The organism is Nocardia terpenica (assembly GCF_013186535.1).
GTDB classification, from domain to species: Bacteria; Actinomycetota; Actinomycetes; order Mycobacteriales; family Mycobacteriaceae; genus Nocardia; species Nocardia terpenica.
On sequence record NZ_JABMCZ010000001.1, the window covers coordinates 1599042 to 1608030 of the forward strand.

The window sequence follows — 8989 nt, forward strand, 5'->3', positions numbered from 1 at the left end:
GACCATGAGCGGCATGGCCTTTCCAACGTCGGCTCGGGTCGTGATCGTAGGCGGCGGCGTCATCGGCGTGAGCATCGCATACCACCTGGCACGGGTCGGTGTTCGCGACGTCGTGCTGCTCGAACGCGACAGTCTCGGTGCGGGTTCCACCAGCCGCGCCGCCGGCGGGATCCGCGCGCAGTTCTCCGACCCGCTCAATATCTCGATCGCCCTGCGCAGCATGGCCGCCTACCGGCGGTTCGCCGCGGACTTCGGCCAGGAGATCGACCTGCACACCACCGGCTACCTGTTCCTGCTGTCGCGGCCGGAGGACGTGGCGGCGTTCGAGCGGAGCGTCGCGCTGCAGAACGAGTTCGGCGTGCCCAGCCGGATGATCGATCCCGTTGCGGCACAGCGTCTCTCGCCACTGATCGAGATCGACGGCCTGCTGGCGGCATCCTATTCGCCCGACGACGGCCACTGCACGCCCGAATCGGTGGTCCTGGGCTACGCGACCGCCGCGCGCAGGCTCGGCGCACGGCTGATCACGCAGTGCGAGGTCACCGGAATCCGGGTGGCGGACGGCGAGATACGCGCCGTCGACACGAACCGGGGCACTCTTGCCGCGTCGACCGTGATCTGCGCCGCGGGCGCGTGGTCGGCGACGATCGGCGATATGGTCGGCGTGCGGTTGCCCGTGGTGCCCTACCGGCGGCAACTCGCCTTCACCGATCGCATCGACCCCGACGTGCCGGTGCCGATGACGCTCGATTTCTCCTCGGCGCTGTACTTCCGGCGCGAGGGACGCGGATTGCTCGTCGGACTGTCCGACCCGGACGAGCAGCCCGGTTTCGAGACCCGGCAGTCCGGCACCTGGCTGGCCAAGACGACCGAGGCACTGGCCGCCCGCGCACCGCGGCTGCTCGATGTCGGCCTGGCGGGCGGCTGGGCCGGACTGTACGAGGTGACCCCCGACCACAACGCGCTGCTCGGCGAGGCCGCCGGGGTGGGCCGATTCCTGTACGCCACCGGGTTTTCCGGGCACGGATTCATGCAGGCGCCCGCCGTGGGCGAGATCGTCGCGGATCTGGTGCGCGAGCGCCCGCCCTTCGTCGACGTGCACGCCCTGCATGCCGAGCGCTTCTCCGGTCGGCAGCGATGTGCGGAGTTGAACTATGTCTGACAGTGTCGAACCCGGGGCCGACGCGGTGACTTGGCACATCACCGAGTCGTGGCGGCGAGCCCTCGGCGTGCCGGAGATCGCGGACGACGACGACTTCTTCGAACTCGGCGGCAACTCGCTACTGGTTACCCGGATCGTGTCCTATCTGCGCCGCGAACTGCAGGTCGAGGTCGAGATGCTGCAGGTCTTCGACACCTCCTGCTTCGGCGAATTCCGCAGCGTGGTCGAGGAATCGGTGGCACGGTCGAAGGAGTCGGGCCGATGAGCGCTGAACAGTCGGCGCGCCGCCGGCAACTGCTGTCGGTGCTGATGCGGCGGGAGGGCATGGCAGCACCGGCTCCCGCCATCGAGCGAGCGGATCGCAGCGGTCCGCTGCCGATGTCGTATGCGCAGCAACGATTGTGGGTGCTGGACCGGTTGCTGCCGCGCAAGTCGGTCTACAACGCGCCGATGGCGTATCGGGTCGGCGGCCCGCTCGACGTGGCCGCGCTGCGCGGCGCCTTCGGTGTCCTGGTGGCCCGCCACGAAACCCTGCGCACCACGTTCACCGTTCGTGACGGCATGCCGGTACAGGTGATCGGCGCACCGGCGGAGGTTCCCGTCCGGGTGATCCGAGCGGATTCGGAGGCCGACGCCGAGCGGCTCGCCCGCGCGGAGGCCGCCGAACCGTTCGATCTCGAACACGGACCGCTGCTGCGCGTCACGGTGCTCGAGCTGGCACCCGACGATCACGTCCTGCTGCTGACGATGCACCACATCATCACCGACAGCTGGTCGCTGTGGGTGATGTACCGGGAGCTGGCGATCGCCTACGCCGCCACCCGCTCGGGGCAGATTCCGGAACTGCCGGAGCTGCCGATTCAGTACGCCGACTTCGCGGCCTGGCAGCGCGCCCCGCAGACGGAGGCCCGGCAGCGGAGCGATCTGGACTACTGGGTGGAACGACTGCGCGGGGCTCCGCAGATCGTGACCATCCCTGCGGACCGGACCCGCTCGGTGGTACCGCAATTCGACGGCGGCGAGCACATGTTCACCCTGCCCGAGCAGACGGCCGCGACCCTGCGCGCGCTGGCGGTGCAGGAGAACGCGACGCTGTTCATGGTCCTGTCGGCCGCGCTGGCGGTGCTGCTGGCCCGCTACAGCGGCGAGTACGACGTCGTGATCGGCTCGCCGGTCGCCGGTCGCGGCCTGGTCGAATTGGAGCCGCTGGTCGGCTTTTTCGTCAACAGCATCGTGCTGCGGATCGATCTCACCGACAACCCGACCTTCCGCGAGACCGTGCGGCGTGCGCGCCGGGCCGCCCTGGACGCCTACGACCACCAGGATCTGCCGTTCGATCGTCTGGTCGAGCAATTGCAGCCCGTGCGGCAGCTGAGCGTGCACCCGCTGCACCAGATCAGCTTCCAGGTCATGACCCCGCTCGACGCCACCACCGGTGAACTGGCCCTGGACTCCGTCGCGGGGGCGGGCACCGAGGTGGCTCCGACCCTGCCGGGGTTGACGATTCGGCCGTTCCCGACCGGGACGGGCACCAACAAGTTCGATCTCGCCATGTCCGTCGCGGACACCCCGGAGCTGCTGGCCGGGCGGATCGAATACTCCGCGGATCTGTACGACCACGCCACGATCGAACGCGTCGCCGACGGATTCCGATCGATCCTCGCCGCCGCCGCCCATCGGCCCGATGCCCGCGTGACCGAGCTTCCGCTCCTCGGTGAACGGGATCTGCACCTCGTGCTCGAGGAGTGGAACGCAACCACCGTCGACTGCGAACAGCGTTGCCTGCACGAGCTGTTCGCCGACCACGCCCGCCGGACCCCGGACCGGGTGGCGGTGCGCGCCGAGGGTCGATCGCTGTCCTACGGGGAACTCGATCGCCACGGCAATGCGCTCGCCCATCGGCTGCGCGAGCTCGGCGCCGGTCCCGAACGCATCGTCGCCATCTGCGCCGAACGGTCGGCGGAGGCCGTCATCGGCATGGTCGGCGTGCTGAAATCCGGTGCGGCGCTGACCATTCTGGATCCGGCGCAGCCACCGGCCCGGCTCGCCACGCTGCTCGCCGACACCGGCGCCCTGGCCGTCGTCTCCCGCGCGGGCGCGGGCGCGGATCCGGCGGCCGCGGCGGGCCTGCCGTTGGTCGACCTGGATCCGGAGCTCTCCGGCCTGGCCGGATATCCCACCGCCGCGCCGGAAACCGGTGTGACGCCGGACAATCTGGTCCACGCGGTGTTCACCTCCGGATCGACCGGCGCACCCAAGTGCATCGTCACCCCGCACCGGGGTGCGGCCAACCTGCTGGCCTGCGATCAGGCCGAGTACCGGCTCGGTCCCGGCGATCGACTGCTGCAGAAGGCGCCGTTCACCTTCGACGCCTCCATGTGGGAGGTGTTCTGGCCGCTCACCAGCGGCGCCGCCGTCGTGGTGGCCCCGCCCGGCGGTCAGCGCGACCCGAAGTACCTGGCCCGGCTCATTCGCGCCGAACGGGTCACCGGCGTGCATTTCGTGCCGGCGATGCTGCGGGCGTTCCTCGCCGAGCCGGAGGCCGCGCTGTGCAGCTCGCTGCGGATGGTGCACTGCGGCGGCGAGGCCGTCACCGCCGATCTGGTGCAACGGTTCCACGAGGTGTTTCCCGCGGCGGAACTGCACAATCAGTACGGTCCGGCGGAGTGCTCGGGACAGACCAATTTTCATCGGTTGCGGCCCGGTGAGCAGCGCATCCCGCTGGGCGGGCCGACGTGGAACACTCGGCTGTACGTGCTCGACAGCGGATTCGCTCCGGTGCCACCGGGTGTCGCGGGCGAACTGTACGTGGCCGGGGTGCAGCTGGCCCGCGGCTACCACGGCCGATCCGGCCTCACCGCAGGCAGATTCGTGGCGGACCCGTTCGGCGCTGCGGGGACCCGCATGTATCGCACCGGCGACCTGGTCCGGTGGCTGTCGGACGGAACGCTGGAGTTCATCGGCCGCACCGACTACCAGATCAAGGTGCGTGGCTTCCGGATCGAGCCCGGTGAGGTCGAGGCGCAGCTGAAGTCCCATCCGGCGGTGAGCGCCGCGGTCGCGGTGGCGCGCGCCGACGGCGGGGGCGCCAAGCGGCTCGTCGCCTACGTTGTGGCGGAGGCTGTTTCGGCGCCCGAGTCCGCGGCCCTGGCCGCGCGGTTGCGCGCGCACCTGGTCGAGCGGGTGCCCGAGTATCTGGTGCCGAGCGCGATCGTGGTGCTGGACGAGTTGCCCCTCACCGTCAACGGCAAGGTCGACCAGCGTGCCCTGCCGGAGCCGCCGATCGAGCGCAGCGGCCGGGCGGTGCCGCCGCGCACCGCCACCGAGCGGCTGCTCGCCGATATCTGGCGGGAGGTGCTGCGGGTCGACGAGGTGGGTGTCCACGACAATTTCTTCGCCCTCGGCGGGGATTCGCTGCGCGCGATCGATGTGGCCGCCCGCGCCGATACCGCGGGCCTTCGGCTTTCGCCCAATCAGCTGTTCCGCTACCAGACGCTGGGGGAGCTGGCCACCGCCGCGCGGACCGCCGAAGCGACCGCTGTGGTGGCCGAGCAGCAGGAGATCACCGGGTCGGCGGTTCTCACCCCGATCCAACGGGACTACCTCGAACTCGGTGACCCCGGCCGCGATTGGGTGTCGCAATATGTGGTGCTGTCGGTACCGCCCGAGCTGGAACCGGCGGTGCTGGACGCGGCGCTGGACCGGCTCGTCGCCCGGCACGACATGTTGCGGGCGGCATTCACCCGGGAGACGGACGGCTGGACCCAGACGATCCTTCCGCACCGATCGCTTCCGCGAATCGAACCGCTACGGGGACACCACGATTCGCCGATCGAGGCGGCGATTTCGCAGGCCCACGCCGGTTTCGCACCGGAGACGGGTGCCGTGGTGCGCGCGGTGCTCGCGGACCGGCGCCTGGTGCTGGCGATTCACCATCTGTGTGTCGACGCCGTGTCCTGGCGCATTCTGTTGGCCGACCTCGAGACCTTGGTCGCCGATCCGGGGGCCGCGCTCCCCGCCAAGACGACGTCCTACCGCACGTGGGCGGATCGCCTGCTGGCCTACGGTTCTTCGGCGGAACTGGCGGACGAGATTCCCCGGTGGCGCGCCGCGCTCGAGGCGCCCGTGCCGCGTCTGCCCCGCGACGGCGGCACGGATACACCGGGTCGCCGCGCCGACATGGTGGTACACGAGGCCGCGCTGTCGGCCGACGTCACCACCGCCCTGCTCACCGACTTCCCGATCGCCTACCGGACGGGTGGCGAGCGTTCGGCGGTCGCCGATGCCGTGTCGACCGCGCTGCTCATGGCCCTGCGCCGCTGGGTCGGCGCGCCACGGCTGCTCATCGATCTCGAGGGGCACGGCCGCGAGCCGCTGTTCCCCGATGTGGACACCACCCGCACGGTCGGCTGGTTCACCTCGGTGCACCCCGTGCGCGTCGACCTGTCCGACCCCCAGGACGTGACCGGCAGCCTCGCGGCGGTCAAGGAAGCCGTCCGTGCCGTCCCGCGCCGCGGGATCGGCTACGGGCTGCTGCGGTCTCTGCACCCCGCCGGGAATCCGTTCGCCGACCTGCCCACCGCCGAAGTCCTGCTCAACTACCTGGGGCGCACCGACGACACCGCCTCGGACGGCCGGATGCTGCGGCCCATCGGAGACCCGTTGTACGCCGCTGCGGCGGGCACCCGTGCCTACACCCACCCCCTCGAGGTGGTGGCGCAGGTACACGGTGGACGACTGCGGTTCGCCCTGTGCTACGACCGGCAGGCATTCGCCGCGTCGACCATCGAAAAACTGAGTGCCGCACTGTGTTCCGGCCTCGAGCAAATCGCCGCCTGGGCGGGGCGGCCCGATTCCGGATGTCCGGTGGCCACCGACTATCCGATCGCCGGGCTGACCACACGGGACCTGGCGCGGCACTTCGGTTCCTGCCGCGGCATCGCCGACATCTACCCGCTCACACCGCTGCAGGAGGGCATGCTCTTCCACGCCCTCCAGCAGCCCGGATCCGGCCTGTATACGACCCGAATGACCTGGGAGGCAGGCGATATCGACCCCGACGCGTACGCCGGGGCATGGGCCGAGGCGTTCCGGCGGCACCCGGCGCTGCGCACCCGGATCGTCTGGCGAACCGTCGACCGGCCGCTGCAGGTGGTTGACGAGCGGCCACGCGCCGATGTCACCCGCCTGGACTGGACCGGCCTGTCCGCCGCGGACCGCGACAGCGCGCTCGACGGCTTGCTGGCCACATCCCGCGACCGCGATATCGACCTCGAGCGGGATCCGCTGGTGCGCGTGACGCTGATTCGCGTCGGTGCCCGGAATTGGCGCGTGGTCCTGGAGTCGCATCACCTCGTCATCGACGGCTGGAGCAGTGCCATGCTCATCGGCGACGTGCTCGCGCTGTATCGCAGCATTCGCGACGATCGTCCCGCGGAGCTGCCCGCCCGCCGCCCCTTCCGCGATGTCGTGGCCTGGCTCGCGGAGCGGCCCGCCGATCGGGAGGCAGGCTTCTGGGCCGATTATCTCGCCGGATTCACCGAGCCGACGCCACTGCCGTTCCTGCGGCACACCGGGGCGGATTCGCGACACCTGCTGCTGCGGGTCGACCTGCCCGACGATTTCGGGCCCGCGCTCACCCGATTCGCCCGGGCCGCCCGGCTCACCCGGAACACGGTGTGCCAGGCGGCATGGGGCGCGGTGCTGAGCAGCCGCACCGGTCGCGACGATGTGGTGTTCGGCGCCACCAGCGCGGGCCGATCCGGGATGACCGGGATCGAACTCGTCATCGGCAACCTGATCAACACCCTGCCGGTGCGGGTACGGGCCACCTCCGACCGGCCCCTCGCCGATTGGTTGCGCGACCTCCAGAACAGCAGGGCGGCAATGCCTTCCGAGCACACCCCGCTGGTCCATGCGATACGGGCGGCCGGTATCCGGCGCGGTCGCGCGCTGTTCGACAGCGTCCTGGTCTTCGAGAACTTCCCCGTCGGCGACGATGTCCGCGAGGCCCTGCACGGCCTGTCGCCCGACGCGCTGCGCGCCGACGATTCGAACAACTATCCGCTCACCGTCATCGTCGAGGGCGACGAACGGCCGTGGCTGCAACTGATGTACGACACGGCCCGATTCACCCCCGACGCCGTCGCTCTCCTCGGCCGCGACCTGGCCGCGGCACTGTCCGCGCTGGTGGACCCGGCGAACACCCGGGTGGCCGATATCTTCACCGCCATTGCCGCCGACCCGGTCGGCGATCGAATCACTACCAGGGAGGAGGCCGGCCATGCTCGATGAGCTCGCCGAGGCGATCGAGGAGGTGCTGCCGAACATCGTTGCCGCGACCGGCTCGCCGGGTGTGGCGGTCGCGCTGGCCACGGCCACCGAGCTGCGGACGATCGGGTCCGGGTACGCCGATCTCGCGCAGCGAATTCCGATGACCGGCAACAGCGTCGGTCCCGCCGGGTCGCTGACCAAACCGCTGCTCGGCGTCGCGCTCATGCAGATGGTCGAGGCCGGGGCGATGACGGTGGACGCGCCGATCAATGATTTTCTCCCGCCCGGCCTGCGCCCCGCCGATCCGGTTGGGGCACCGGTCACCCCGATGATGCTGGGCTCGCACCAGGGCGGGTACCGCACCGATTTCATCGATGCCACCCTGCACCGGCCCGGCCCGTTCGCCGACCATTTCGCGCGCCGCCTGGCCGCCGACCGCACACCGGAGTACGGCGGTGTCTCCCCACTGCTCGGCACGCCCGGCACCTACGCCTACTCGAGCCTGGGCATGTCCCTGTTGGGTTGTGCGGTGGAACATCTCACCGGGCTCGGCTACGCCGAGTACGTCGACGAACACATCCTGCGCCCGCTGCGGATGAACGGCTCGGCGCTGCCGACCGGCGCACCCGGACCGTCGCACTGGGACGAACTGTGGCAGCGGCCCGATCGTGCCGTCGGCTATATGGGATTCGGCGGCTGGTGCGTGCCGACACCGGAGTTCCACGCCGCGACCTACCCGGCCGCCGGAATGGTCACCTCACCCGCCGACTACGCGAGACTCCTGCGGTCCCTGCTGCGCAGCACCGCGGGCGACACCGGCGTCGTGTCTCCGGAGAGCGTGGCCGAGATGCTGGTGCCGCGAATTCTGCGCAGCAGTCCCGTCACGCCCGACACCTGGGCCGGGATCGCCCTCGAGATCAGCAATCCCGAACGGCTCGGCCGACAGTGGTGGTGGGGACATTCGGCGGCCTATCCATGGGGCCACTGGTGGGACGCGCGGGTCTATCCGCACGCCGGACTGATCGTCGTCGCCATGACCAACAAGTGGGACATGATGCGGCTGCACAATCCGGCGGACCGGAATGCGGCGGGCATCGTCGCCCAGTGGGCCGGGCGCTGGGCCGTCGAGGGTGTGCCCGCGCGACCGCGACAGGTTGTCGGGGACGGGCGCACCGCCATCGTGCCGACGTCGCCCGCATGGATTCCCGACGAATCGGCGGCCGCGTGGATCGGCGCGCTGACCGCCGAACGCGCCTACGGCACCCTCGGCGTCACCGAACGCTGGGACGCGGCGACCACCAAATCGATGGTCCTCGACGCCCGCCCGAGCGACGGCAGCAACCCGCCCGGCCTGGACCCGGCCGCCTTCGAGGCGGCCGTGGACACCGTCGCCGCTCTCGCCCCGGACCCGGACGCGATCCGCGACTACGGGCGATCGCAAGGCCCCGAGGCCGCGCTGTGGGCGCTGGCCTGTGGCGCGAGCACGGCCGAATTCCCGATGCCGGTGGCCGCTCTCGCCGGACCGCATCCCTGACACCGCGTCGCATCCGGACC

Annotated in this window: 4 protein-coding genes; all 4 read left to right on the forward strand. The window is 70.7% G+C overall.

What is annotated here, in order from left to right; genetic code table 11:
• The first annotated feature begins 13 nt into the window (after positions 1–13).
• Genes HPY32_RS07470 through HPY32_RS07485 form a run of 4 tightly spaced genes read left to right on the forward strand, consistent with a single transcriptional unit; the run spans position 14 to position 8969 of the window.
• The gene (locus HPY32_RS07470; protein WP_067596124.1) at positions 14–1162 is read left to right on the forward strand and encodes an NAD(P)/FAD-dependent oxidoreductase; all 1149 of its coding nucleotides are present in this window, start codon (positions 14–16) and stop codon (positions 1160–1162) included.
• On the forward strand, positions 1155–1427 hold the full coding sequence (locus tag HPY32_RS07475; protein WP_067592093.1) for a phosphopantetheine-binding protein: 273 nt from the start codon (positions 1155–1157) through the stop codon (positions 1425–1427). Before HPY32_RS07470 ends, HPY32_RS07475 begins: the two co-directional genes overlap by 8 nt.
• Positions 1424–7456: a non-ribosomal peptide synthetase gene (locus HPY32_RS07480; protein ID WP_067592090.1), complete on the forward strand. Its 6033-nt coding sequence runs from the start codon at positions 1424–1426 to the stop codon at positions 7454–7456. The genes HPY32_RS07475 and HPY32_RS07480 overlap by 4 nt, the downstream gene beginning before the upstream one ends.
• Complete coding sequence (locus tag HPY32_RS07485) at positions 7446–8969, forward strand: serine hydrolase domain-containing protein (RefSeq protein ID WP_067592087.1); 1524 nt, start codon at positions 7446–7448, stop codon at positions 8967–8969. Before HPY32_RS07480 ends, HPY32_RS07485 begins: the two co-directional genes overlap by 11 nt.
• The last annotated feature ends 20 nt before the right edge of the window (positions 8970–8989 follow it).